The sequence below is a fragment of the Sphingobacterium thalpophilum genome, assembly GCF_901482695.1.
GTDB classification, from domain to species: domain Bacteria; phylum Bacteroidota; class Bacteroidia; order Sphingobacteriales; family Sphingobacteriaceae; genus Sphingobacterium; species Sphingobacterium thalpophilum.
In genome coordinates this window covers 458,773-484,031 of sequence record NZ_LR590484.1, presented here as the reverse complement: position 1 = coordinate 484,031, position 25,259 = coordinate 458,773, and the positions used below count along the sequence as shown (strand labels likewise).

28 protein-coding genes and 1 tRNA gene are annotated in these 25,259 nt (G+C 41.4%); 7 read left to right on the top strand and 22 right to left on the bottom strand.

Translation table 11 applies throughout. From position 1 onward, the window contains the following. Positions 1-27 precede the first annotated feature (27 nt). The 4 genes from FGL37_RS02040 to FGL37_RS02025 all read right to left on the bottom strand — a co-directional run bounded on the left by FGL37_RS02040 (position 28) and on the right by FGL37_RS02025 (position 3,699). On the bottom strand, positions 28-765 hold the full coding sequence (locus tag FGL37_RS02040; protein WP_197734446.1) for a carboxymuconolactone decarboxylase family protein: 738 nt from the start codon (positions 763-765) through the stop codon (positions 28-30). A 76-nt stretch (positions 766-841) separates the two neighbouring features. Then, positions 842-1,801 carry an alpha/beta hydrolase gene (locus FGL37_RS02035; protein WP_232048615.1) on the bottom strand — a complete coding sequence of 320 codons (960 nt, stop codon included), beginning with the start codon at positions 1,799-1,801 and terminating at the stop codon, positions 842-844. A gap of 103 nt (positions 1,802-1,904) precedes the next feature. Continuing rightward, on the bottom strand, positions 1,905-2,321 hold the full coding sequence (locus tag FGL37_RS02030; RefSeq protein ID WP_211253633.1) for a cupin domain-containing protein: 417 nt from the start codon (positions 2,319-2,321) through the stop codon (positions 1,905-1,907). A 127-nt stretch (positions 2,322-2,448) separates the two neighbouring features. Further along, positions 2,449-3,699, bottom strand: a complete 1,251-nt coding sequence (locus tag FGL37_RS02025; RefSeq protein WP_081817867.1) for a multidrug effflux MFS transporter — start codon at positions 3,697-3,699, stop codon at positions 2,449-2,451. A 172-nt stretch (positions 3,700-3,871) separates the two neighbouring features. On the opposite strand from FGL37_RS02025, the gene FGL37_RS02020 reads away from it, so the two are divergent. Beyond that, the gene (locus FGL37_RS02020; RefSeq protein WP_028069973.1) at positions 3,872-4,768 is read left to right on the top strand and encodes a helix-turn-helix domain-containing protein; all 897 of its coding nucleotides are present in this window, start codon (positions 3,872-3,874) and stop codon (positions 4,766-4,768) included. 83 nt (positions 4,769-4,851) lie between these two features. On the opposite strand, the gene FGL37_RS02015 is transcribed toward FGL37_RS02020, so the two are convergent. The 6 genes from FGL37_RS02015 to FGL37_RS01990 form a co-directional block, all read right to left on the bottom strand. Then, positions 4,852-5,268, bottom strand: coding sequence for a (R)-mandelonitrile lyase (locus FGL37_RS02015; protein WP_028069974.1), 417 nt, complete (start codon positions 5,266-5,268; stop codon positions 4,852-4,854). Between the two features lie 78 nt (positions 5,269-5,346). Then, entirely contained in the window at positions 5,347-6,372 is a 1,026-nt protein-coding gene (locus FGL37_RS02010) for an alpha/beta hydrolase (protein WP_232048614.1), read from the bottom strand. A gap of 59 nt (positions 6,373-6,431) precedes the next feature. Next, entirely contained in the window at positions 6,432-7,481 is a 1,050-nt protein-coding gene (locus FGL37_RS02005; protein ID WP_232048613.1) for an alpha/beta hydrolase, read from the bottom strand. 44 nt (positions 7,482-7,525) lie between these two features. Further along, positions 7,526-8,431: a carboxymuconolactone decarboxylase family protein gene (locus tag FGL37_RS02000; protein WP_232048612.1), complete on the bottom strand. Its 906-nt coding sequence runs from the start codon at positions 8,429-8,431 to the stop codon at positions 7,526-7,528. A 69-nt stretch (positions 8,432-8,500) separates the two neighbouring features. Beyond that, positions 8,501-9,136, bottom strand: a complete 636-nt coding sequence (locus tag FGL37_RS01995) for an NAD(P)-dependent oxidoreductase (RefSeq protein WP_028069978.1) — start codon at positions 9,134-9,136, stop codon at positions 8,501-8,503. A 10-nt stretch (positions 9,137-9,146) separates the two neighbouring features. Then, positions 9,147-9,515: a DoxX family protein gene (locus FGL37_RS01990; protein ID WP_028069979.1), complete on the bottom strand. Its 369-nt coding sequence runs from the start codon at positions 9,513-9,515 to the stop codon at positions 9,147-9,149. A gap of 91 nt (positions 9,516-9,606) precedes the next feature. Here FGL37_RS01990 and FGL37_RS01985 point away from each other — a divergent pair, with 91 nt between their 5' ends. After that, complete coding sequence (locus FGL37_RS01985) at positions 9,607-9,951, top strand: winged helix-turn-helix transcriptional regulator (protein WP_171019301.1); 345 nt, start codon at positions 9,607-9,609, stop codon at positions 9,949-9,951. 62 nt (positions 9,952-10,013) lie between these two features. On the opposite strand, the gene FGL37_RS01980 is transcribed toward FGL37_RS01985, so the two are convergent. Together FGL37_RS01980 and FGL37_RS01975 are read right to left on the bottom strand one after the other, a co-directional pair. After that, positions 10,014-11,021, bottom strand: coding sequence for an alpha/beta hydrolase (locus tag FGL37_RS01980; RefSeq protein WP_197734444.1), 1,008 nt, complete (start codon positions 11,019-11,021; stop codon positions 10,014-10,016). Positions 11,022-11,044: 23 nt separating this feature from the next. Further along, on the bottom strand, positions 11,045-11,671 hold the full coding sequence (locus tag FGL37_RS01975) for a flavodoxin (protein WP_028069982.1): 627 nt from the start codon (positions 11,669-11,671) through the stop codon (positions 11,045-11,047). Positions 11,672-11,827: 156 nt separating this feature from the next. Here FGL37_RS01975 and FGL37_RS01970 point away from each other — a divergent pair, with 156 nt between their 5' ends. After that, positions 11,828-12,721, top strand: coding sequence for a helix-turn-helix domain-containing protein (locus tag FGL37_RS01970; protein WP_028069983.1), 894 nt, complete (start codon positions 11,828-11,830; stop codon positions 12,719-12,721). Between the two features lie 111 nt (positions 12,722-12,832). Here the strand turns inward: FGL37_RS01970 and FGL37_RS01965 are convergent, their stop codons facing one another. The 8 genes from FGL37_RS01965 to FGL37_RS01930 all read right to left on the bottom strand — a co-directional run bounded on the left by FGL37_RS01965 (position 12,833) and on the right by FGL37_RS01930 (position 20,422). Further along, entirely contained in the window at positions 12,833-13,507 is a 675-nt protein-coding gene (locus tag FGL37_RS01965; protein WP_197734443.1) for an NAD(P)H-binding protein, read from the bottom strand. 8 nt (positions 13,508-13,515) lie between these two features. Beyond that, entirely contained in the window at positions 13,516-14,739 is a 1,224-nt protein-coding gene (locus tag FGL37_RS01960; protein ID WP_028069985.1) for an MFS transporter, read from the bottom strand. Positions 14,740-14,749: 10 nt separating this feature from the next. Beyond that, entirely contained in the window at positions 14,750-15,586 is an 837-nt protein-coding gene (locus tag FGL37_RS01955; protein WP_028069986.1) for an SDR family oxidoreductase, read from the bottom strand. A 13-nt stretch (positions 15,587-15,599) separates the two neighbouring features. Further along, entirely contained in the window at positions 15,600-16,349 is a 750-nt protein-coding gene (locus FGL37_RS01950) for a formylglycine-generating enzyme family protein (protein ID WP_197734442.1), read from the bottom strand. An 89-nt stretch (positions 16,350-16,438) separates the two neighbouring features. Next, positions 16,439-17,587 (bottom strand): aldo/keto reductase, encoded by a 1,149-nt coding sequence (locus tag FGL37_RS01945; RefSeq protein WP_081817870.1) that lies wholly within the window; start codon positions 17,585-17,587, stop codon positions 16,439-16,441. 62 nt (positions 17,588-17,649) lie between these two features. Continuing rightward, positions 17,650-18,795: an aldo/keto reductase gene (locus FGL37_RS01940; RefSeq protein ID WP_028069988.1), complete on the bottom strand. Its 1,146-nt coding sequence runs from the start codon at positions 18,793-18,795 to the stop codon at positions 17,650-17,652. A gap of 38 nt (positions 18,796-18,833) precedes the next feature. Beyond that, positions 18,834-19,310 carry a cyclophilin-like fold protein gene (locus FGL37_RS01935; RefSeq protein ID WP_051606890.1) on the bottom strand — a complete coding sequence of 159 codons (477 nt, stop codon included), beginning with the start codon at positions 19,308-19,310 and terminating at the stop codon, positions 18,834-18,836. A gap of 17 nt (positions 19,311-19,327) precedes the next feature. Next, positions 19,328-20,422, bottom strand: coding sequence for an aldo/keto reductase (locus FGL37_RS01930; protein ID WP_081817881.1), 1,095 nt, complete (start codon positions 20,420-20,422; stop codon positions 19,328-19,330). Positions 20,423-20,639: 217 nt separating this feature from the next. Between FGL37_RS01930 and FGL37_RS01925 the strand changes: the two genes are divergently transcribed. Together FGL37_RS01925 and FGL37_RS01920 are read left to right on the top strand one after the other, a co-directional pair. Continuing rightward, positions 20,640-21,536 carry a helix-turn-helix domain-containing protein gene (locus FGL37_RS01925; protein WP_028069990.1) on the top strand — a complete coding sequence of 299 codons (897 nt, stop codon included), beginning with the start codon at positions 20,640-20,642 and terminating at the stop codon, positions 21,534-21,536. A gap of 413 nt (positions 21,537-21,949) precedes the next feature. After that, the gene (locus FGL37_RS01920; RefSeq protein WP_028069991.1) at positions 21,950-22,156 is read left to right on the top strand and encodes a hypothetical protein; all 207 of its coding nucleotides are present in this window, start codon (positions 21,950-21,952) and stop codon (positions 22,154-22,156) included. A gap of 265 nt (positions 22,157-22,421) precedes the next feature. On the opposite strand, the gene FGL37_RS01915 is transcribed toward FGL37_RS01920, so the two are convergent. Both FGL37_RS01915 and FGL37_RS01910 read right to left on the bottom strand, forming a co-directional pair. Beyond that, complete coding sequence (locus FGL37_RS01915; protein ID WP_037533321.1) at positions 22,422-23,723, bottom strand: site-specific integrase; 1,302 nt, start codon at positions 23,721-23,723, stop codon at positions 22,422-22,424. A 184-nt stretch (positions 23,724-23,907) separates the two neighbouring features. Continuing rightward, positions 23,908-23,981 (bottom strand) — tRNA-Ile (locus FGL37_RS01910). 259 nt (positions 23,982-24,240) lie between these two features. Here FGL37_RS01910 and FGL37_RS01905 point away from each other — a divergent pair. Next, the gene (locus FGL37_RS01905; protein WP_028069993.1) at positions 24,241-24,873 is read left to right on the top strand and encodes an HAD family hydrolase; all 633 of its coding nucleotides are present in this window, start codon (positions 24,241-24,243) and stop codon (positions 24,871-24,873) included. A gap of 89 nt (positions 24,874-24,962) precedes the next feature. Further along, complete coding sequence (gene rpsU / locus FGL37_RS01900; RefSeq protein WP_028069994.1) at positions 24,963-25,157, top strand: 30S ribosomal protein S21; 195 nt, start codon at positions 24,963-24,965, stop codon at positions 25,155-25,157. Positions 25,158-25,259: the final 102 nt, after the last annotated feature.

Here is a 25,259-nt window from a genome sequence, read left to right as displayed (position 1 = left end):
AATCATACTATTGCCCTTTGCCTCCTGTTAATTTTTAACTGTTATCTTTGAAAGCACAGCCCGCCCTTTATCTGCCTGCGCTTTACTGATATTCTTTTCGATAATATCAAGTATGCCCTCCAACTGGCTTTTGGTAAGACCTGTATTCATCCCAATGGAAAAATGGGATTGGAGTTGAGGCTCTACACCCGTCATGGCGGCCAAAGCCGAAACGGTCACCAATTCTCTTTGCTGGTAAGTCAGCACATCGCTGGCGAATACAGCACCGAAAAGATGCTCTTTCAGATAGCGGTCGATTGCCGGGGCAAACGCCATTACGCCTCCCGAAACAGGTTGCCCGACCAATTTTGTCTGAACTTCTGTTCCTAATTCAAGCATATTTGTATCGGCTGGCAAAAGGCTTGCATTGCGCCCCTCAACATCCTGTTTGCCTGCTTTTTTTCTGTCTTCAACCACTTGCATAAACGCTGTAAGCCCGTTAAGGCTACGTGGAAAACCCGCATAGGCATATAGGTGAACAAGTGTTTCTTTTATCTCATTAATCGTCAGACCTGCATCCAGCCCATTATTAAGCTGAACGGTCAGGCTGTCTATATTTCCTACGGCTGTCAGTGCAGAAATACCTGCCATATACTGCTGCCCGGCATCCAGTTTGTTCGTTGCTTCCATACTATTCTGTGCATTTAATTGTGAGGAAACGAGCAACAGCATCAAGGGTATAAATAACCTGATGCTCCAAGAGAAAATAATATTGTTCGTTCTCATGTGGGTTACTTTTTATTACAATGTCATTATCCATTGACCCCCCGCCTTTAATTAGCGGAGGTTTTATTTATAATTTTTACAGATTTTCTCCGAAAAATTTCACCAGCTTATCGAAAGGAATGATATCTAACCTGTCATACAAATCCGTATGTACTGCACCTGGAATAATCATTAGCTCTTTCGGCTCTGCTGCCTCTTTAAAAATGTCTTCACTTAAATAACGTGAGTGCGCATTTTCTCCGGCAATCAGTAACATCGGTCGTGGACCAATATCTTTTAGATTAGCCAAAATCGGCATATTGATCAGCGATATTGGCGTGGTAGCTGTCCAAGAGCCGTTTGAATTGATTGAACGTTCGTGAAAACCTCTTTTAGTTTTATAATAATCAAAATAATCCTTTACAAATTGAGGTTCATCGCCTTTTATCTCGCTTGGCAATCCGTTTGGTGCGTATTCAAACGTTCCTTCCTCTGCATCTTTCCAACGTTGCTCGCCCAATTTCTCCAATGTTTTTGTCAGTTCTTCGTGCGCGGTAGCATCGAAATACCCTTTAGCCGTAATCCTTGACATATCGTACATGCTCAAAGTTGCTACCGCTTTTACTCGTTTGTCCACGGCAACAGCGTTTAGGGCAAAACCACCAAATCCACAAATTCCGATGATACCAATTTTATTCCTGTCAATATTTTTCTGTATGCCAAGAAAATCTACGGCAGCACTGAAATCCTCCGTGAAAATTTCGGGCGATGCAAGGTTACGGGGTTGGCCGCTACTTTCGCCTGTATAGGACGGGTCAAAGGCAAGTGCTGCAAAACCTCTTTCTGCCATTTGGTTGGCATACAGTCCCGAAGCCTGTTCCTTTACCGCACCGTAAGGACCACTCACGGCGAGTGCCGACAACATTTTACTGTCTGTATTTTTGGGAGTATATAAATCGCCTGTAAGCGTAATGCCATAGCGGTTTTTGAATGTTACCTTTTGACGGCTAACATTGTCACTTAACTGAAAAGTGTGTTTATCTTCTGTAATGTTCATTTTTTCTGAATTTTTAGTGTTCGTTTCTTTTTGCGCTTGCCGGCACGAAGTGAATACCAATAGGAAAGCTATTATTGCTAATGCTGTCTTTCTCATTCCTTTGTTATTTAACGGCTTCTGCGTACTGCTCATCGGTAACGGGTTCCAGCCACTTATTTTCGTTCGTTTGAGGATTGGAAGTTATGGCAATATGCGAAAACCAGCTATCGGGAGCCGCCCCGTGCCAATGTTCTACGTTGGGCGCAATCTCGATAACATCGCCCGGCTCCATACGCACTGCCGCTTTTCCACGTTCCTGATAATAACCTGCTCCGCCAACGGCAATAAGAATTTGTCCACCTGTATGGCTGTGCCAGTTATTACGGCAACCCGGCTCGAACGTTACGTTGTTCATGGGTACGTTCAGGTCTTTGTTGGTGGTTAGAGGGGCAAGCCACGACCTGCCTGAAAAGTATTGTGCAAATGCTGTGTTTTCTTCCCCCACAGGGAAATCGCTGATTTTTGGGACTGATGTTTCCATATTATTTTTTTGTTTAGGATTGCTGCAAGAAGCACCCAAGATGAGTACCATTGTCACAATCATTGTTTGTAAATATTTCATTCTAATTCGTTTACGACTAATTTGATAGTACAAAGTTCGGAAATGCCTATTCCCTCCTTGTATAAAAATCACTGATTTTCATACCATTTTTACTGATTTGGTTTTTACCTTTTTTTAATGAGATTGTAATCACGGCTGCAATTGCCGAAAAGGCCATAATCCAAGCCATCGTCCAGCCTGTGCCGTCTGACAGCCAAGCTAAAAGTACCGTAGATATGATACCGCTGCCGTACTGCAAAGAACCCAATAACGCAGATGCTGCACCAGCCATTTCGGGAACACCATCAAGGGCGGCGGCTGTCGAAGTAGCCGCAATGATGCCGTTCATAGAAAAAAAGACAAATGCGGGAATAACAATTCCGTAAATACCTCCGATATTCCACTTTGCATCTATTGCCAAAATCAGAGCAGCAACCATTGCTGTTTTGGTTGCAACCCGGAGTAAGGCATCCAAGCTGAAACGCTTGACCAAAATCCGGTTAAGAAAACTGATAAGCATTAACCCGACAATATTAAAGGCAAACAACCAGCCATAGTGCTGTGGTTCTATACCATAATAGGTGATATAAACAAAAGGTGAGCCTGCGATAAAGGCATAAGCACCTACATAATAGAAAGTAACACAAAGTGTATATCGCATAAACTTCCTGTTCTTTAGCAGAGCAGGGTATTTTGAAAAGGCACTTGCTATGGAAGCGTTGGTTCTGTTTGCTATCGGCAACGTTTCTTTGAGCCAATAGGTAGCCAATAGGATAAGCCCGCCAATAATGGAAAGAAACCAAAATATACTGTGCCACGAACTTATTTTTATGAGCTGCCCGCCGATAAGAGGACCGATAATGGGTGCAACTGCCATAATCAGCATTAATGTTGAAAGCGTTTCGGCAGCTTTTGTCCGTCCGTACATATCCCTTACCATTGCTCTTGCCAGCATCGGACCTACACAAGCACCAAAGGCTTGTATTACCCGACAGAATATCATTTGGAAGATATTTTGTGATAATGCACAGCCCACCGAACCAATGATGAAAAGAAGCAATCCTAAGATAAGTGGCATTTTTCGTCCAAACCTGTCACTGAACGGTCCCCAAAATATCTGTGCAACTGCAAAGCCGATAAGAAAACCTGTAATAGTGAGTTCTACATTACCTTTTAGGTCGGTCTGCATCTGTGGCAATGCAGGCAGGTAAACGTCCGTTGATAAGGAAGTGAATGCCATTAATGCGCCCAAAAGGGACAGTAGGAACCAATTGGATTTATGATTTGTAATAACTTGATTGTTGGAAGTGTTTCCCATTCTATGATGTATATTTTATCTATTTTTAACTGTACAAAATTAGCGGTAGCCTGTGAGCCGGACTGTATAGAAATCACTGATTTTCATACCATTTTTACTGATTTGAGTTCGTGTGTGGATTCAGTAGGATAGAATTAGATAAATTTGTATGATAGAAATTTAGCAGGTAGTTATGGACGAGATAAAACAACTGAAGAAAGTATCGGATTATAATGATTTGTTGGGTGTGGAAACCCTGCATCCTTTGGTAAGTGTTATTGACTTTTCAAAATGTGAGCCACTGAACCACGGACCGTTGAACTTTGGCTTTTATGCGGTGTTCCTGAAAGATGTGAAGTGTGGCGATTTCCGTTATGGCAAAGAGTATTACGATTATCAGGAGGGGACACTCGTTTTCTTTGCACCCGGACAGGTATTGGCTCTTGAAAATGATGGCGAAAAATTTCAGCCAAAAGGCTATGGTCTGCTTTTTCATCCTGACTTTTTAATAGGAACTCCATTAGCTAAGGAAATAGGTAATTTTTCCTTTTTTTCCTATGATACCAAAGAGGCTTTGCATATTTCAAAAAAAGAAAGGAAAACCATTTTGGAATGCCTGGTTAAAATAGAGGACGAGATAGACCAGCGACTGGACAGGCATAGCCATAAGTTGGTTGTCAGCAATATTGAATTGTTCCTTAACTACTGTGACCGTTTTTATGACCGTCAATTTCTTACCCGTGATACCATAAACAGGGGGATTTTGGAAAGGTTTGAAACCCTGCTTGATGCTTACCTGCGTTCAGAACTATTACAAACCGAGGGGCATCCCAAAGTAGGCTATTTCGCCAATGAACTTCACTTGTCTTCCAATTATTTTGGCGACCTTGTTAAGAAAGAAACAGGGAAAACGGCACAAGATTATATCCACCTCAAATTGATGAACCTTGCTAAAGAAAAGATGTTTGATGATAGCAAGAACGTCAGCGAAATTGCCTATGAGCTTGGCTTTAAATACCCGCAGCATTTCAGCAGGATGTTTAAAAAAGAAACGGGCATTTCGCCCAATGAGTACAGGAATTTGAATTAAAAAACCGGGTTTAACATCAGCGTTAAACCCGGTTTTATTTTAAAGATTGGTTTATTGAATTTTACTCGATAAATCCCTTGTTATTATTTCAATCCTGCATTATATTCTTCATCGGTTACAGGTTGCAGCCAAACAGCACCGCCGATATTGGTATTCGTTCCTATGGCAATATGTGTCATTGCTTCGGTGAGTGTTGCTCCGTGCCAATGCTCAATATTGGGCGGACATTTTACTACTTCGCCCTTTTTAATGATTTCAATCGGCTTACCTTTTTCCTGATACAGACCTGTTCCCTCGGTTACCAAAAGTATCTGTCCGCCTTTGTGGTAGTGCCAGTTTGTTCTTGCTCCCGGCTCAAAGGTTACAGAACCAATATTTACATTATGGGTAGTATCGGTTTCTACCAAATAGTTGAGGTAAACCGTTCCGGTAAAATTATCGTTGGTAACCTTTTCGCCTTTTGCGAAAACTGGCTCACTGTGCTGTTTTGTTTCTTCCATTTTCTGATTGTTGTTGCACGCTGTGAATAGCATCGCTACAAGCGGCAGGATATACATTAAATTATGCTTTATCATTTCTTAAAGATTGGTCTGATAAAAGCTCAATAATTTTTTTACTACCTGTGATACATATTCGGGTTTCCAATAAGTTTGGATATGCGTAGCTCCCTCAATCAAAAACAATTCCTTGTTTTTAGCATTGGTGGCTTTGGCAAAGGCTTCATCGGTCATATATTTTGTATCGGCTTTGCTTCCTGCCATCATCAGCAAAGGCTGATTGATTAGTTCAATCTGGTCGGTAGCATCCCACGCCATTAAATCCATTAAACTACTTGTGGTGTACAGAAAAGTAGAGTTTGGATGTGCGTGGGTTCTGTAATAGTATTCATAGCCCTCACGGTACAAATCGGTCGGTGTTTTTGCGATTTCTTCATCGGTAATGCTTGCCACACCTGAAAACAGGATCTTACCGCCTGCGGCTTCCTGTGCACGTGCATCTGATGCTTGTTTAATGCGCTCCTGAATATTGTTCAATTGTGAGTTTTGGAAGCCGTTACGTCTTACCTCGCCCGAATTGAACATACTTAACGTAGCCACAGCTTTGAAACGTTTGTCAGACTGGGCAGCTTTCAACGTGTAACCTCCACCGCCACAGATACCCAATACACCTAAACGGTTGGCATCAACGCCTGGATATTGTGTAATAAAATCTGCCGCCCCGTGTAAATCTTCAGTGCGGTATTGAGGCTTATCGGTATGACGAGGTTCTCCACCGCTTGCTCCCTGATAGGCTGCATCAAAGGCAATAGTGATATAACCTGCTCCTGCCAAATTCTGCGCATATAGCCCAGCAGTCTGCTCTTTGATACCACCGTTAGGGTGTGCTACCACTACTGCCGGATATTTTTTTGAAGCATCATAGTGTGCTGGCGTATAAACGTTGGCAGCAATATCTATCCCGTTCAATTTATAGGTAACAGGATGGATGTTCACTTTACCTTTTTCATTTTTGGTTATGGCTCCGTCATATACCAACGTAAAAGGATTTTGTTCAGCCTTTTGATGGTATTGGGCATTGACTGTATCGGTTGCAAATGTTGACATAGCTACTGCAATTATTGATGTTAACTTTTTCATTTTTCTAATTATTTTATGTTTAACCATTATTTATCCAGTCCTTTCTCTTTTAACCAGTCAGCCATAAGGTCGGCTACCCGTACATTGTTCAGGTCGGACATTATAAAGTGTGTATTACCATTTATTCCAATTTCAGGCAGATGCACCACTTTGGCATCGCCACCGTGTTTATTGATGGTTGCCGTCCAGAGCCTTGCCATTTCAAGCCCTGAACGCCAGTGGTCTTGGTTCCATACCTTGGTTGGCTCTTTGGAGATGTTATCGCCATAATAGATAACGATAGGTTTTTTGGTCAGCTTCTCAAAATCAGCCAGTGGTATCTCCACGCCACTTAAAGCACCGAAAAGCCCTGTTGATTTGATAGGCTGTGGCAGTTCTCCCTGCGGGAACACAAAACCGCTATAAGGTTCATAAGCTACCACCGCTTTAACCTTGTCGTTCTTTATGGCTGTGAGCCAACCCACGCCACAACCCTGTGAGTGTGTAATCAGAATGCCCTCGCCAATTTTGTCGAATAATTGTGATACTGCATCAGTAACAACGTTGGCATCAAAAGCACCTACGTTGGGGGTCATTTGCCTATAAAACTGCTCTAATGAGGCTTTGTCTTTAGGGAACTGCACGTTAGGGAAGTAATCTGGATAATTACCTATCCTGAATTGGGTAAACCAAAACTGTTCATCCGCAGAAGCCTTAACCGTTGCATCCACGGTACTTTTGCCTGCTTCGCCACGCCGAGGCTGGTCAAGCAGATAAACTCCGTAACCTTTTCTCAAAAAGATATTTTGGAAACCCTCACGACCGTCAGGTGTGGTTTCCCACGTTTTTTTAGACTGACCTGCGCCGTGTAAGAACACTAACGGGAATTTATGCGCTTTGGGAGGAACCTGATAAAAAACATAGGCGTGGTCGCCGTGCAGCGTTTGTCCGTCGGGTTTCAGCGCATTAGCTACCTCGAAGTTTCCCGGTGCTGTAATCATTGTTCCACCTACCGTAAAACTGCCTTGCTTTTCGATAACCAAAGGTTTTTGGTCGTTCGCATCTTTGGTATTTTCTACGTTTGTACAAGCTGCCATAGCGATTGTCATTAGTAAAAATGTTATTTTTTTCATCTTTTCATTTATTTTGTAAGCACTTCGTCCAAGACTTTTTGTGCTGTTTTCGCATCCTTTTTCCCTATGGCTGATTTCAGCATCTCAACATATTCCTGTAACTGCTCCGGCGTTAAGCCTACATTCAGGCAAATGGTCAGATGGCTCTTTAGCATCGGTTCTGCGTTGCCAATAGCGGCTATTACGGAAACGGTAACCAGTTCTCTTTGAACATAGCTCAATACATCCCTTTCAAAAATATCTGCAAAGAGATGTTCTTTTAAAAAGGTATCTATTGTCGGTGCAAATGCTGAATAGCCTGAAAGCGTGTCGGGCTGTGGCGTTTTGGTCAGTTCGTCTAAAATCTTTTTACCACGCTCGTACTTACTGCCTGTTTCATCAATCTTTGAAGCCTCTTTGCCAACCTTATCGTTGATGCCTTTTTCCTTGCGTTCGTTCATTACTTCCATAAAGGTTTGCAAGCCCCTTATGCTACGTGGAAACCCGCAATAAGAATAGGTGTGTACCAGTGCTTCTTTTATTTCATTAACGGTAAGCCCATTTTCAAGCCCTGTATTTAAGGCTGTTTTGAGTTTCTCCAAATCGCCTTTTGCGGTCAATGCGGAAAGGGAGATAATGCTCTGCTCTTGCGGGCTTAAACTTTTATTTGTTGCTGCCATTTGCTGTGCTTTTATGGGATTTGTAAACAATGAGATAGAAACTATCATTGTTATCATACTGATTATTTTTAATTGCTTCATTTTCTTGTATTTGATATATAAATTTCGGAAAATAAAATGTACGAGACTTATACCTATTACTGCTTTACCTACCAATATTACTGATGTGGCGTTTTCCCCTGATTGGTTTAGCACGATAGATAAAGATTTTTGTACCGTACAAAAAAAGCAGGAATGAATTTCCTGCTTGTACATTCTAAAAATATTTATATTCACAATAATCACCAATGGTATGGGACTTTGCGTAGCGATTATTGTCGTTGGTCAATTGCTGATTACAGGTGATTTGTGTAACCATTTTTTATCGCTCAACTGTTGCAATAAAAAGTCAGCTAAATCGGCTCGCGAAAGAGAAAACAAACTAACAGTTCCGTCACCTGTATAACCTGCCTTTATTTTTCCGCTTGCGGGTTTATCATTCAACATTGGGAGCCGAACAATTGTCCAATCCAAACCACTTTCAGAAATATATTTTCCTGTCAGAACAATGTTATTGTAGCTGTCTTTGATTAACGCCTTTACCATAAAAACACCAAACGCAAATCCGAATTGGAATTTGTCGTTACTGTCCTTAAAACTTGGTGTTGCTGTGGCAATCAGGCGTTTTACGCCATTTTTTTTCATTGTTTCCACGATGTTTTTAATGCCATCGGCAATAATAAGTCCTTTTGTTTTTTGAGCAGGTCCTAAAACACTGATTACCGCATCTGCGTTTTTTATAGCTTCTTCAATTTTTTCGGGTTCTGTCAATTCCCCTTTTACAATTCTAAGGTTGTCGTTTTTGATAGAAATCTTAGACGGTGTTCGTGCAAACACGGTAATTGTATGTCCGCTTTTCAATGCTTTTTCGATGAGCAAAAGTCCTGTTGCTCCTGTTCCGCCAAATATGGTAATGTTCATTTGATTTTTTTTAGAGTGAATTAAAACGTCCGTAAGCAACGAAAACAGCTAATGCGAAAAGAACAGCGTTGAAAACGATTGCTTTATTTTCTTTGTGTTTTAAGTGATGAACTGCTGCTAAAATCATTATTAGCGCAAGTCCGACTGCCGCAACGGGCGTAAGTATCGGAAAAATACCCAATGCCAAAGGCAGGATTAAACCAATCGCACCCAATAGTTCTGATAGTCCTATGATTCTGACCGTTGAAACAGGAACTCGCTCAACCCAGTTCAGTCCCGATTTCATTAGTTTGTCAATAGGCTGAGTTGATTTCATAACGCCTGCCATTGCAAACATTGCGGCAAGTATTCCCTGTGCTATCCAAAGTGCTATATTCATTATTATAATATTTTTCTGTTTCAGCAAAGATACTTACTTTTGCTTACAAAAGTATAGCAGTTACCTAAAGGTAAGCGGAAAAAGCAAAATAATGAGCAAAGCAAACCATACTGAATGTTCTTCGGCAATGCTTCCTGTCAGAGATGCGTTGGACGTAATAAGTGGCAAATGGAAGCTGATGATATTGATTTCAATTTCGGCAGGCAACAATCGTTTTAGAGAAATTGAACGAAGTATTCCAAAGATTACGTCAAAAGTCCTTGCCAAAGAGTTGAAAGACTTGGAAGAACATACATTGATTAAACGAACTGTTTATAATGAGTCGCCCGTAATTGTTGAATATACGACAACACCTTATGCTGCTTCGCTTGGCGATGTCATAAAAGCATTGAGGGATTGGGGTATTAATCACCGAAAAAAAGTCACAGGAAAATAGTTCTTTACAGTTTGTTATATGTTGGCAAAAATGCAAAGGGTCACGCCCCAATAAAAATAATATTACTTTATCATCTTACTTTTCCAAAAATCTACGGCTTTGGGAAGCCAACCTGCCGCATCTGTACCCGTTCCCAAAGCGAACCCGTGACCTGCGGTTTTATACCGTTCGTAAGCAACGGTAACGCCTGCGTTTTTCAAATTCTGAACACGCCTATCTACGGTTGCTATATTGGCTATCCGGTCATTTTCACTGTTAGTAATGAATGTGGTGGGAAATCCTTTATTGTATGTGGATTGACCTGTGTAGGCGATTACTGCGGTGACAGGTTTCGGATGGTTACCTGTGGTAAAGGCATTAACACCATAATCCGCAATATTGCCTACCATTCTCGCACCTGCGGAAAAACCCCATAATGAATAGTTCTTTGTATCTACTTGCAGGGTCTTTGCATTCTGAAAAATGAAACTTATCGCATTTGCCAAATCTTCCGTTGCCCATTGCTCATTGCCAATCCGGTAACGGATGACAAAGGCATTCAATTTCTTTTTACTGATTTCATTTGCCAACGGTAATCCCTCGTGCAACGAACCAACGTAGGCAAATGCACCACCTGGGCAGACTATGGCAAACGGTGCATCGGGGTCGCCACGGTAAAAGAACAGTCCTGTATTGTTTTTATTGGGGTCTTGCTTCTTCTGTGCTTCGGTATAAAAGCTGTAAAAAACGGTTTTCCCGTTATTGGTATCATCAATCAACTGATTGAGCGATTGTACAATCTCGTCAGGGTTAACCGCATTATGATAGGGCATCAATTTACCAATGTTTGTGATTGGCGTATTGTAATAGCGGGTGTTATCGTCATTGGGCAACAACAATTCGCCAAAGCCACTGAATGCAGGGTGTTTGATAATATCCTGAACAAAATTGCTTGTAGTAAGATGGGTGTTCATTGTACTGGTGGTATCTGTATTATTTTGATTGCCTGTTCCAGTATGACCTGATGTAGTGGAAAATGAACAGCTTCCTGCGAAAAGGGCAAATAGCAATATGATGTTATGACCTATCATTCTTATTTCTTTTAAGTCAGACATTATTTAAGCAAACCAATTTTCTGAAGCCATTTCTTTACTTCTGATTGCACCTGAACTTCTTTATCGCCCTCCATTACAAATAAAATTCCGTCCCTTTCCGAACCGCCTTTAACCGTGAAGCCGTCAAACACTTCGCTTTTCGGGCATAGTTCTTTTACCGTTTGAAAACTGCTGCCAATACCATAACCGCCGTTGGTGTTGAACGGGATTACTTTTTTACCGCTTAAATCATATTGCTTTAAAAAACTTTTCATCGGTGGCGGCAACTGCATTCCCCAAGTTGGAAAACCGACAAAGACAACATCGTATTTCTGTATACTGTCAATCTTTGTTTTTAAGGGTGGCAAAAAACCTGTCCTGTTTTCCTCCGCTACCTGATTTACCGTTGTTTGATAATGTTCGGGATATGGTGTTTCTAATTCCAGTGCCACCAAAGTTCCACCAACATTTTTATGGATAATTTCGGCTACTGTCTTTGTATTTTGGGTGCGGGAAAGGTAAACAATGAGTACCTTTTTATCTTCTAATAATTCGCCTTTCCCCGGTAATCCATCTGCTTTCGCACAAGACGACAGTAGCAATATAATAGTGTTCAGCCACAAATAATATGTTGTTCGTATTTTCATCTTATAACATTTTATCTATACAAAATTCTGAATAATAAATTTTCCGAACTTATACCAATTACGGTTTTACCTACCAATATTACCGATTGGGGTATAGTAGCGTTAAACAAGGGGAATGATTTTGTAAATTTGTATTAGTATTTAAACAGTTAGACAATGGATGATATACTGAATTTCAGCACGATAAAGGAATATAATGCTTTTAATAATAACGAAACCCTGCACCCGTTGGTAAGCGTGGTTCATCTGGATAAAGCCGACCCAAGAAAGCTAAGTCGGATGCGTTATGGTTTTTATACGGTATTCCTGAAACAGATTTATTGTGGAGATTTGCGTTACGGATTGAATACTTACGACTATGAGGAAGGTACATTGATATTTCTTGCTCCCGGACAGGTAATTGGTGAAAACGGAGAAGATTACTATCAGCCACAGGGTATCGCTTTGGTATTTCACCCCGATTTGTTATTGGGTACTTCAGTTGGAAAAAATATGGATAGTTACCATTTTTTCTCTTATGCGGTAAACGAAGCCTTACATTTATCGGAGCAGGAAAGAAAAATCATAATGGACTGTTTCGCTAAGATAGAATATGAATTACAGCACGCTATCGACAAGCATAGCAAACAATTGATAGCAAATAATATCGAACTGTTTTTAAATTACTGTACCCGTTTCTATGACCGCCAATTTATCACAAGGGAGAATATCAACAAAGGGGTTTTGGAAAGGTTTGAAGAATTATTAAACGGCTACTTTTCATCTGACAAACCTGTTAATATTGGTTTGCCTGCCGTGGCTTACTGTGCTGATGAATTAAATCTGTCTGCGAATTATTTTGGCGATTTGATTAAGAAAGAAACTGGCAAAACGGCACAGGAATATATACAATCAAAAGTTATTGAAGTTGCCAAAGAAAGAATTTTTGACAGCAGTAAATCCATTAGCGAGATTGCATATGAATTGGGCTTTAAATATCCGCAACATTTCTCACGCCTTTTCAAGCAGAAAACAGGCGTATCGCCTAATGAATACAGGTCATTAAATTAATAACTAATCGGGTTTAACGTTACTGTTAAACCCGATTTACAGGCATAAAGAAATAATCCATATTTTCTTTAAGATTTCTACGTTATTAATTTACTAAAAATTCGATTATTCTTAATTAGGCTTGCTAATTCCTAAATTCTCGTTTTTATGCAATTCGGGATTTTGGACAATGGTAGCTACGAATGCCGCAATGCTTTTTCTCGAAATAGCCTGCCCGGTTTCGGGTTGTCCTTTTTGCGTTATGGCATAATCAACTTCATTGGCATTGGTAAACCAATCAGGGCGTAAAATAGTATAGTCCAACCCTGAACTTTCTATTACATCTGCTAACTTTCTGTAAGGCACTAATACAGGTTTCAAAGGTGTTTTGTAAATACCTATGGAACTAATGGCGATTACTCTTTTTACTCTTGTTTCCTGCATCGCTTTTACAATGTTCTTAGCCATTGCTTCCAGATCGCCCGCAAGGTTTACATACACTATATCCTGACCTTTGATCGCATTTTTCAATTTCGGATAATCCATCACATCGGCTTCCACTACGGTGCAGCCAGTGGTATCAGTTGCAATCCTGCCTTTATTTCTTGCCAACAGGGTAAGATGAACATCAGGCACATTTTGGAGCGTGTCTATTGCATATTTGGCAAGGCTTCCGCTTGCACCTATCACGATTACTTTTTTCATTTGTTTATCTTTTAAATTATCAGCCGTAGGTTTGTTCTGTGCGTTGGAACAACCGGAAAACAGGCTGATAATAATGATTACTAAAGGGATGATTTTTTTCATTTTAGCTGTCAATTTTCAAACGTTTTAAATTTACTGCTTACCCTGATGGCATAGAACCCCAAAACTCCTGAAATCAATAACAGCACAATTCCGGTAATAAGAATAAATCTGAACTCAATAAAATCGGCTAAATAACCCCAACCGCCCGACATCAATGCGCCTCCTGCGGCTAAGGCAATGGAAATATTGGAGAATATTTTGGCATAGTCCTTACTTCCGAAAACCGTTCTTACGAGCAAGGCTGTTTCTACCGTTACGCCTGCGTACGCCCAACCAAAAAGAAATCCTCCGATGGTCATTACAGCCATACCGGATTTGCCGAGCAATAAAAAAACGAAACCCATAATTCCCAAGCCCACAGAAGTTGCTACCCCTGATACCGCACTTTTGTCATTAATCCAGCCCAATGCAACTTTACCGATCGTAACGCCCAACATAATGGCAGAAGCTACGAAAGCTGATTGCTCTACGGTATAGCCAACACTGGTTACATAGGTCGGTAAAAACAGATTGAGGGTCGAAACCGAAATCATTAACAATGCAAATACAATCAGGGCATAGAATACAGGGGATTTTATGGCAAAGGTATAATCCACACCCGATTTTACGGTCTCGGCCTGTTTTTCGCCAAAAGCCTTTTGCCCTTTGTCGGCAGGATAATTTCGCAACAGCAACGCCAGTAAAGGTGTAACTACAATAAGGACAATCATACCGAAAATAAGGTAGGTGGTACGCCACCCGTAATTGGCTATCAGATAGCCTCCAAAGGGATTGAAAATAACACCTCCAATTCCCGAAGCCGCACTGCAAAGCCCGATGAAAAACCCAACATTTGAATTGAACCAGCGATTGACCATTGTCGGGTAGCTGAGGTACAATAAGAATGCAAGTGTTAGCCCGATGACCGCACCTGCCCCATAGAATTGCCAGACCGCATCAAATCTTGACATTGCCAATAAAACCAATCCCAATACTGCCGAACTTAAAGTGAGCAGCCACCTTGCACTGTATCTGTCCATCAGTTTGCCTGCAACGGAAAGCATCAGGGTAGAAAACAAATAAACGAAAGTCATATACAGACCAAAATCGCCAACAGATACACCAAGCTCTGTGCTTACGGGTTTATAGAAAATTCCGGCGCAGCTCATTACCAATCCGATGTTGATGCCCATGATCAGGCAACAACAAAAAACGATGACGTAGCCGTAATGAAATTTAGAAGAATTAGCCATATTTGTGTTTTTAATTGGTTTCGGGTTGGAGCGGTCCATAGAAGTATGATGCCGTAGAACCTCCGTCAATCAGAAAATCCGCTCCGGTAATAAATGCCCCTCTATCGGACAACAACAGTTCTGCTACATTGGCTACCTCGTCTGCCGTTCCGGGGCGACCTGCGGGGCATTTAGCAAACATATTTTTGTAGAAATCGCCTCTTGGTCCGTTAATTTCATCCAAAGCCAGTGGCGTGATGATAATACCAGGTGAAATGGAATTTACCCTTGCACCTCTTTCGCCCCATTTCACGGCTTCAGCCATTACCCTTTTTACGTTACAGCGCTTTGCCATTTGGTAGGCGTGCAGCGTATCGTTGATGTTTTCGGTTTTTAGCACCTCTAAATCCAGCAGTTCCTCGGTAGGTGTTACGGCTAATTGCCTATCCACTTCGGGGCTTAAAGCGGGCATCCTGTGTCCTGACTGGCTCGAAATGGTAATACCTGTACCGCCTGCTTTTATCACTTTGCCGAACTCTTGCAATAAAAGAGCCGTTCCATATAAGTCCACTTTCAAAATCTGTTCAATAGAAGCCTGACTTGGCGATACGCCTGCGGCATTGATGAACATTGAAATTTCTCCCTCTTTTTGGGCTACTTCAATCAACCCAAGAACGGATGTTCTTGATGAAATATCAACCTCGAAAGGAACGGCATCAAAGCCAGCCTCTTTCATTATTTTGGTGATGGTGTTGGCATTTTCGAGTTTCCAATCGGCAATAAAAATCTTCTTTCCGTAGCCCATTCGCCTTGCTATTGCCATTCCTATCTGACCTGCTCCGGTCAATACAATAATGTCTTTTTTCATTTTTTCATTTTTTTTATTCGACTTCTTTAATTATCCTAAACCCGATACTAATTCCCCTGTAATCTGGTTTGTATGGTTTCCTGAATGAACTTCTCCAACTATCGGATGTTGCATGCCAGCTTCCGCCTTTAACCACTTTGTTGCTTCCCGCATCGGGTCCCTTCGGGTCGGTTTGGGGGCTTTGCTCAAAATAATCATCGCTGTACCAGTCCTGTACCCATTCCCAAACATTCCCGTGTACATCGTATAATCCCCACGGGTTAGGAAGTTTTTTACCCACCGGATGCGTACCTCCAGTACTGAAATCTCCGCCATACCAGGCATATTTATCCAGGTCTTTTTTGTTATCTCCAAAAGAATAAGCGGTAGTGGTTCCCGCTTTGGCTGCATATTCCCACTCTGCTTCGGTGGGCAATCTGTATATATTTTTACCTTCTTTCTCGTTTAGTTTATTAATGAATTTCTGTGCATCTTCCCAAGAAACGTTTGCAGGATGGTCAGGTTTGGTTATCCGCTCTTTCATTCCCGGCAGGTTATAGAATGGATTGGAGCGGTCTAAGTCAAAACAGCTATAACCCATCACGTCTTCCCATTGCTTTTGTGTCACTTCAAACTTTGAAATGTAAAAGTCTTTGCTGATAGTTACTTTGTGTTGCGGCTTTTCAGAATGCGATGCTTCATGGTCGTTTTCGGAAGCTCCCATCATAAAATCTCCAGCTTTTACACGTACAAATAGCGTATCCGCCACCTTGCTTTCTTGCATAAAGCTATTTTTGTTCCGTTCGTTCATATCTGCATTTGAGCAGTTCAAAAGAACAAGGGATATAATACTTAAGAGTTTTACCATTTTGCTTATTTAGTTGCCGGATATCCGGTGGTGTAACGCTCCCCTTTAATTTCAATTGCCGACAAATCAGCCGTCAACTTTTTCAATTCATCTGCGGTAAATTCATAATCTGCTGACCACATATTTTCCTGTAAGTGCGCCAGCTTAGTCGTACCCGGAACAGGAACGATAAACGGCTTTTGCGCCAACAGCCATGCCAGCGCAACCTGTGCTACTGTCAGCCCCCTGTGGTCGCCAAATTCTTTCAGGATGTCAATTATCGGCCAGTTTGCAATGATTATTTCGGGCTTGTAACGTGGCAGGGATATTCTGTTGTCGTTATCAGGATTAAACTTTGTCCGCTCGTTGATATAACCGGAGATAAGCCCACGGCTTAACGGGCTGTACGGTACAAAGCCTATTCCCAATTCTTCGCAAAGATTTAATACTTCCTTTTCAGGTTGGCGTGTCATCGTTGAGTATTCACTCTGCAATGCTGTGACGGGTTGTATTGCGTGAGCCTTGCGGATAAGTGCAATTCCATCTTTGGTCTGACTAAAATCCCGTTCGCTCATACCGAAATGCTTTACCTTGCCCTCTGCTATCAGGTCTTTTACCGTCCCGGCAACATCCTCGATTGGGACATTCGGGTCTATGCGGTGCTGGTACAATAAGTCTATGTAATCCGTCCTTAAACTTTTGAGTGAAGTTTCGACTGCCTTTCTGATACTTTCGGGACGGCTATCAAGTCCTATCTCCGGCTTACCTTCTTTAAAACCGAATTTCGTGGCAATGAGGACATCTTTACGGATGGGTTCAAGTGCCTCTCCAACCAATTCCTGATTGGTAAAAGGTCCATAGGCTTCTGCTGTGTCAAAAAGATTGACACCCAAATCAGGGGCTTTGCGGATTAAGGCAATCATTGCCTTTTTATCGGGAATAAAACTCCTGTGGTAGCTCATGCCCATACAGCCTAACCCGAATGATGATACCTCAATGCTATGATTTCCTGAACCCAGCTTACGTCTTTTTGATTTCGGTGGGGTATTGCCATTTTCTTTGTTTGATGGATTACTACATCCGGTTGTGACTACTCCGAGTGCGGAGGTAGCCAATAATGCTGCTCCGGCAATTGCTCCTGTTTTCAGGAAGTCCCTGCGATTGTTATTTTCCATTGCTTTTTTGTTTTATTGTTCATACTTAACTCTTTTGCGGTTTCAACGTGGTAGCTGAACCATCATTGGTCGCTAAGCGCCGATTGCGGCGAACGTACTCCCTGTAAAGGTATTTTTGTTATAGCTGCTCTTATCTCTGTGATTTCGGCAGCCGTTAACCTAACGTCTACTGCTCCGATATTTTCTATAAAGTGTTTCGGGTTTACCGTACCGGGAATGGGGACAATAAAAGGCTTCTGTGCCATCAGCCATGCCAGCGAAAATTGTACTGGTGTGCAGCCTTTACGTTTTGCCCAATCACGTACCAGTGTCAGTAAAGGCATGTTGAATTTGAGTACTTCCGGCGCAAAATAAGAAACACTGCCCCGGCGGTTACTTTCGTCAAACTTTGAATTTTCATCATACAGCCCGGTTAAAAAACCTCTTGCCGTTGGTCCCCACGGCACAAAGCCAATTCCAAGTTCTTCACAGGTGGATATTACGCCATTTTCCACAGCCCGCTCCAAGAGTGAATATTCAGATTGGACGGCAGCAACAGGTTGGATGGCGTGTGCCTTACGAATGGTGTCCGGGGACACTTCCGACAGACCAAAGTGCTTCACTTTGCCAGCCTGTACCAGTTCTTTCACTGTCCCTGCAACGTCTTCGACCGGAACATTCGGGTCAATCCGATGCAGGTAGTACAGGTCAATAGCTTCCACTCTAAGGCGTTTGAGTGACTGGTCAACCACTTTCCTGATATGTTCAGGGGTGGCAAGCCGTCCGCCTCTTTTACCGCCTTCCGTATTCCAGCCAAACTTGGTGGCAATCTGTACCTTGCCTTTAAAGGAAGCCAGTCCTTCACCCACATATTCTTCGCTTATGTGCGGACCGTAAACTTCTGCCGTGTCAAAAAATGTAACGCCACGGTCAACGGCTTTATGCAAGAGTGCTATCATTTCCGCTTTGGGCTGTACAGGGTTGTAAACTCCTGCCATGCTCATGCAACCCAGCCCGATTTCGGAAACCTCCAATGCGCCAAGCATCCGTTTACCTTTTACAAATGGCTCCGCTGCCTGTAATGGCTTGCCCGCAGCAGATGCCCACGCAAACTGTGCCATGACCAATCCTGTTCCCGCAAGTGCTGTCTTGGTCAGAAAATCACGCCTGTTGATGTTGCTACGACCATTGGCCGCATCCGTTTCATCTGTTCTTTTATATTTTTCCATTTTTAAAATTTTATCAGCTTACAATGTTTCAGTTATTGTTAATTTCTCTTCGATTTCACAATTTGAAAAATCACTTTCACATTGCCGGGAACATTGAAATCCTCAAAACCCTTTTTGATTTTAGCCATTTCGATAAGTCCTGCCTTTATCGGGCGTCCGTCCTCGGTATAATACAGGGCGATGCCTCCACCAAGCCAATAGGAAATATCCCCGGCTTTGTAGGAATGGATAACGTTTCCCTCTTTGGGCAATTCCGTTTTAAGGTCTGCGTACTTTTCTGTTTTAAGTACATCCTGCATATCAAGGGTAAGTGGCAGCATTTTGATAAATTCCTTCGTGGTGGGGTTATCCACCAGGTCTGCGGTAGCTACCGTTTTTCCCATCGTTATTTTCAGTTGCAGTCCTTTAATATCCTCCGTGTTTTTAGCCAAGCTGTCACCACTAACGTTTTGCGCTCCGGCATAGCCTGCAATGAATACAAAGGCAAGGATAATTGCTATCAGTTTTATTTTCATATCAATAGTTTATCGCATTAGCCTGCTATCTTTATTTTAGACAGGTCTTCCGTTAGTTTCTTCAATTCATCCGGTGTAAATTCATAGTCCATCGCCTGAAGGTTTTCCTGCAAGTGCGCAATTTTGATGGTTCCCGGTATCGGAACGATAAAAGGTTTTTGAGCCAGTAACCAAGCCAACGCCACCTGCGTAACAGTTAGCCCACGATGATCGCCAAATTCTTTTAATACTTCAATCAAAGACCAATTGGCAACAATCGCTTTGGGCTGGAAAAGTGGAAGCCGGGGACGGTTGTCATTTTCGGGAATGAACTTTGTCCGCTCATTGATATATCCGGTTATCAGTCCACGGTTCATGGGGCTGTAAGGCACAAAACCGATACCCAATTCTTCACAGACACCAAGCACTTCATTTTCCGGTTCACGTTCCATCAATGAATATTCGCTCTGGATAGCGGTCAATGGTTGTACGGCATGTGCCTTGCGGATGGTTTCACCATTCACCCCGCAAAGCCCCAATGCCCTGACCTTTCCTTCTGCTATAAGGTCTTTCACCGTTCCGGCTACATCCTCAATTGGAACTGTCGGGTCAAAGGAATGCTGGTACAGCAGGTCGATATGGTCTGTCCTCAATCTTTTCAATGACTGTTCCACTACTTCCCGGATGTGGGCGGGCTTACTGTTTCTACCTGCCATTTTACCGTTTTCAATATTGAAACCGAACTTGGAGCAAATAAGGATGTCTTTGCGTATAGGAGCCAACGTTTCCCCAACAAGTTCCTCATTGGTAAAGGGTCCATAAACTTCTGCCGTGTCAAAGAAATTGACACCGAGGTCTACTGCCTTACGTATCAATTTCGCCGAAGCCTGTTTGTCAGGAATGACGCTTCTGTGAAAGCTCATGCCCATACATCCCAGACCAATGGCAGTAACTTCGAGACGTTGTTTTCCTGAACCCAAAACACGTTTTTTCAACGTTGCCGGATTATCACCCGCTTTTACCGATGTCCTATCTTTTTCCAAAGCTGTCGCTCCGAATGCGGAGGTAGACAATAATGCTGCTCCTGCCATTGCACCTGTTTTAAGGAAGTTCCTGCGATTGTTATTTTCCATTGCATTTTTTGTTTTATGTGTTTGCTGATTAATCCTATTCAAAAAATCTTCAAGTTCCTTCTGCACCATTTTATTCTCATTTACAAATTTCGGTACTCTATATGGGTACATTTTTATATAAATTACTGTTTTACATACCAAAATCACTGATTTACAGTTTGGAGCGGTGTTACCTATACGGGAATGTATAAATTTGTATCAGTAAATCATTTGTGTTATGGACGAAATAATAAAACTGGACAACGTAACAGCATATAATAAAATGCGTGGTGTGGAAACGATGCACCCCTTAATTAGCGTCTTGGATCTGTCAAAAGCTAAGCCAATGCCTGCACAAACCTTTCATTTCGGTTTATATGCCATTTACTTAAAGGAATTGAAATGTGGGGAATTGAAGTATGGACGTAATAATTACGATTTTCAGGAAGGAACGCTGGTATTTGTAGCACCGGGGCAGGTAATGGGCATACAGCCCAATGTAACCACTTTTGAACCCAAAGGCTGGGCAATGCTGTTTCATCCTGATCTGATAAAAGGAACGGCTTTAGGAAAGCATATACAGGATTATTCTTTCTTCTCTTATGATGTAAATGAAGCTCTTCATCTTTCTGAAAAGGAAAGACAGATTGTATTGGACTGCTTTGCTAAAGTTCAGTATGAAATGGAGCAGTCTATTGACAAGCACAGCAAAACACTGATAGCTTCTAATATAGAATTGTTCCTGAACTATTGCACCCGGTTTTATGACAGGCAGTTCATTACAAGGGATAATTCCAATAAAGGGGTTTTAGAAAGGTTTGAGCATATTTTGAATGACTACTATTCTTCTGATAAACCGCTGAATATAGGCTTGCCGTCTGTTTCGTGGTGTGCCGATGAACTGAACCTTTCTACCAATTATTTTGGCGATTTAATTAAAAAAGAAATCGGTATTTCCGCACAGGAGCATATTCATTCAAAAGTAATTGATATAGCCAAAGAAAGGATTTTTGAAATTGACAAATCCATAGGCGAAATAGCCTATGAGCTGGGTTTTAAATATCCGCAACATTTTACACGGTTATTTAAGCAAAAGGTTGGAATATCGCCTTTAGAATACAGGAATTTGAATTGAGGGGTTGCTAATTATTCTTCTTATATTTTTGCTCTTTCTTCTTATCAATAGGGGGGAGAAGTGTAATGGTTATATGCCTATTCCCTAAACTTAACCTAAAAAATCTCCCTCTATCATTTATTTACTTATCTCTGATTAGGTAAATAACATCTAAAAGACGTTATATATAACTTTACATTAAAACGGAATTGTTATCTTTGTGCAAAGATATTCTTGAAGCGTTTTGCTTTGAGTCCGGCACTGAAACTTAGGAACTTTCACAACAGCAGGACAACAAGTGTAAATGCTCATGCTACGGCGTGGGCGCACTTATTGTTGTTGGGTTTCCTAAGACCTCAGTGCTGTAAGTTGTTGCCTACGCTCTTTTTTTAATGGCGTCGGCATGATAGTTAAAATCAACTCTTTAATTTAATATGGCAGCCGCAACATATTTTCCCAATTTTGAATATCCTGCTTCGGAAGTTTTCAAATATATATGTATTCTTAAAGATTTCACCTTAATGTTGCATAGTGGAGATATTATAAAATTTACTCCTGATGACGAGTACGCCTTCAAAGCATGGCTGGATAATAATGGAGTGCAGAATATCAGAAATGAAAGCGATTGGGCGGTGAAATAGTAATTGTGTCACCACCCGGTATATTAACGCCTACGTCTTGTTGGCTTAGTAGTAGTCCATATAAATATAAACCATATACCAAAAGCTACAGCAAATCCTACCCACGGAGTTTTCATTGACAAGGCTGCAAAATATCCTACTGTTGAAATGATGCAGGTGATAAAGAACCAAATTACATTTTTCATCGTTATTCAAATTTAAGTGTTTAAATACTTAAAAAGAATTACATGGGAAAAATATTCCATTCCCATGTAATCCATTCTATTTAGGCGGCGATTTTTTTTATTTCGTTTTCCTTTTGTACTTTCTTCATCACCTTGATTTCGATTTTTCTTAGCTGTGCAAGGACTTTCCGCTGTACGTCATCCACAATCTTCCAATCTTTGGCGATGTAAATATCTGTTGTACGATTGCCCTCGTCAACGTGATTAAGTGCAAGAGCCACGTCGTCTTTGGACATACGGCAATCATTCCTTGCAGTATTTGCAAATGTGTGTCTTGCCCAATACAAAGTAAGTTCGGGTATGCCAGTCAATTTACGTAGTTGCTCCATACCTTTACATAATGCCCAATTAAGGGCATTGGCACTTGAATAGCGTTCACGTAGCTTCCCTAAATATTTTTCCAATAAAGGCTTGGCCTCCTCGACAATCTTAATACTGATAAAGGCATTGTCCTTACGTTTGCCCTCCGTCTTGGAGCGGTTATAATCGACACGTCCGTTTCTAATGTCACGTTCTATTATCTGATACAGGTCTACCGCATTCATTCCGCATAGGTAGAACGAAAGCATATAAAGTTCCTTAGCTAATTCCGCACGACTTCCGGGTTTGGTGACACAATCCCGAATAATCAATACCTGTTCAAGTGTGTTGTTCCTTTTCTTGGTGAGAGGTGGGGAACCAACTTTATATTTCTTGAATGGATAATGTTTGACGCGGTATATTCCGAGGTCCTCGTTATTATAAAGTTCTCGTGCAGCATTGAACAATGTTCGTAAATCTCTCATGTGGTTGTGCAGCCCACTATCAGACAATCCTTTTTCCGTGGTGACAACTGGCTTGTTGTCTTGATTGTACCGTGTCATTGTCCGCTCTGACCTTAAATAACGCTCGTAGGACATTAGCATATTGGAGTTGACTTCCTTAATGGATATGGACGGGCGTTTAAAATAATCGACAAGACTGTTACGGATTACCGATTGATTTTTGGCCGATCCGCCGCGTCCCTCTTTCTTTAGCCGTTCAATGTGTTGAGTACAAAACTTAATAAAGTCGATGTCCTCGTCCTTATCACGCAGGTAATCCCGCAATGATGTAGCTGTAAAATAATCAAGTCGGTCGTCGAGATCGCTAATCATCTTACGATAATCTCTTAGCTGTTGTTCGACCTTATCTGCAATAAAAGGATCTTTGATTTTGTAATCCTTGGTAAGTTGCTTCTTGACAACAAAGTGATTTGTGTCAATAAACTTTCTTTCACTTTTGTGATGGACACAAATTTTTACGTTGTAAGTTCCATCTGCTTTCTTGTGGTGTTCATAAACCTTTGCGCTTACGGTTGCCATAATTTTTTCAATTAGCACGCAAAAATTTCCGTTACCTATTTGTTACGGTTTTGCGTGAAGTTCAACAAAAAACTATGTAAAACCAGCCGTAGGGGCGATTTACCCGTGACTGTCTCGCCGATGAAATCGGCTCAAAGAAATGAAAAAAAAACCGCTTCAAAATTTCTTCTGAAACGGCTTTTAGTGCGCCCAACAGGGCTCGAACCTGTGACCAAGAGATTATGAGTCTCCTACTCTAACCAACTGAGCTATAGGCGCTTATGTTATTTTATTTGTCAAATATAGACAAAAATGCTCAAATTTTTTGAGTTTTAAACTTTCTGAAATTTTCTCTCTGCTTAGGAGAGGTTTTCAGTACTAAAAAACTCTTTTTTAGTGCCTTAGCCCATGAGATTATGAGTCTTCTACTCTAACCGACTGAGCTATAGGAGCGGGTTATTTCGTCAATTTTAGCCACTGTTGTGCTGTTTTGACGATGCAATTATCGATATTTGTATCGGTATTTCAAAATAATTCGATGGAAAAAATTAAAAATATTGTTCTTGATTATGGGAACGTCATCTTCATGATTGATTTTGTAAAATTGAAAGCTGCTTTTACTCAGTTAGGTATAAAAAACGTGGATGCAGTTTTTGGGCACCATGGGCAGAGCGAACTTTTTGACAATTTTGACAAGGGAAAGATTGACGCGGCGCAATTCAGGGACGGTATTCGCGAAATCACAGGAAATGCGGCGCTAAGTGATGCGCAGATTGATGCCGCCTGGAATAGTCTGCTCGTTGGCGTACCTCAAGGTAATCACGATCTGTTAATGCAGCTGAAAGATAATTATCGCACATTCTTATTAAGCAACAACAATGCAATCCACTACGCCTATTGCATGAATGATATTCAGCAGAAGTATGGTGTCGCCGACAATGAAGCTTTTTTTGAAAAGACGTATTATTCGCATCTGGTAGGGATGCGTAAACCGGATGCTGAAATATTTGAACTGGTCATGCAGGAGCAGCAATTGCGTCCAGAAGAGACACTCTTCATTGACGATAGTCCGCAGCACCTGGCAACAGCCCAACGATTGGGCTGGCATACGGCACTCTGTACCAAAGAGAAACCGCTAAAACTCCTGCTGGAAGAGTTTAAGCTGTTATAAGTGATTTTTTTCTTTTCATTATCATTCTTATTTTGTACCTTTGTCCCACTTTAAATTTTAAAAGCGACGAAAGGAGGTATATACAACGCATGATTATCGTAAATGTAAAAGAAGGAGAATCTTTAGATAGAGCATTGAAACGTTTCAAAAAGAAATTCGAGAAAACTGGAGTTTTGAGAGAGTTACGTTCACGTCAAGCTTACGAGAAGAAATCTGTGACTCGTCGCATTCAAGTGAAAAAAGCGATCTACAAACAATCTTTGAATCAAGATGTAGCTAACTAATTGATTCGCTGAGATTTCAAAAATATAGAGGGAAAAGCATTGCTTTTCCCTTTTTTTTGTGCTTTTAAATTTGTAAATTAAGCATACTATAGCGCGGTAATT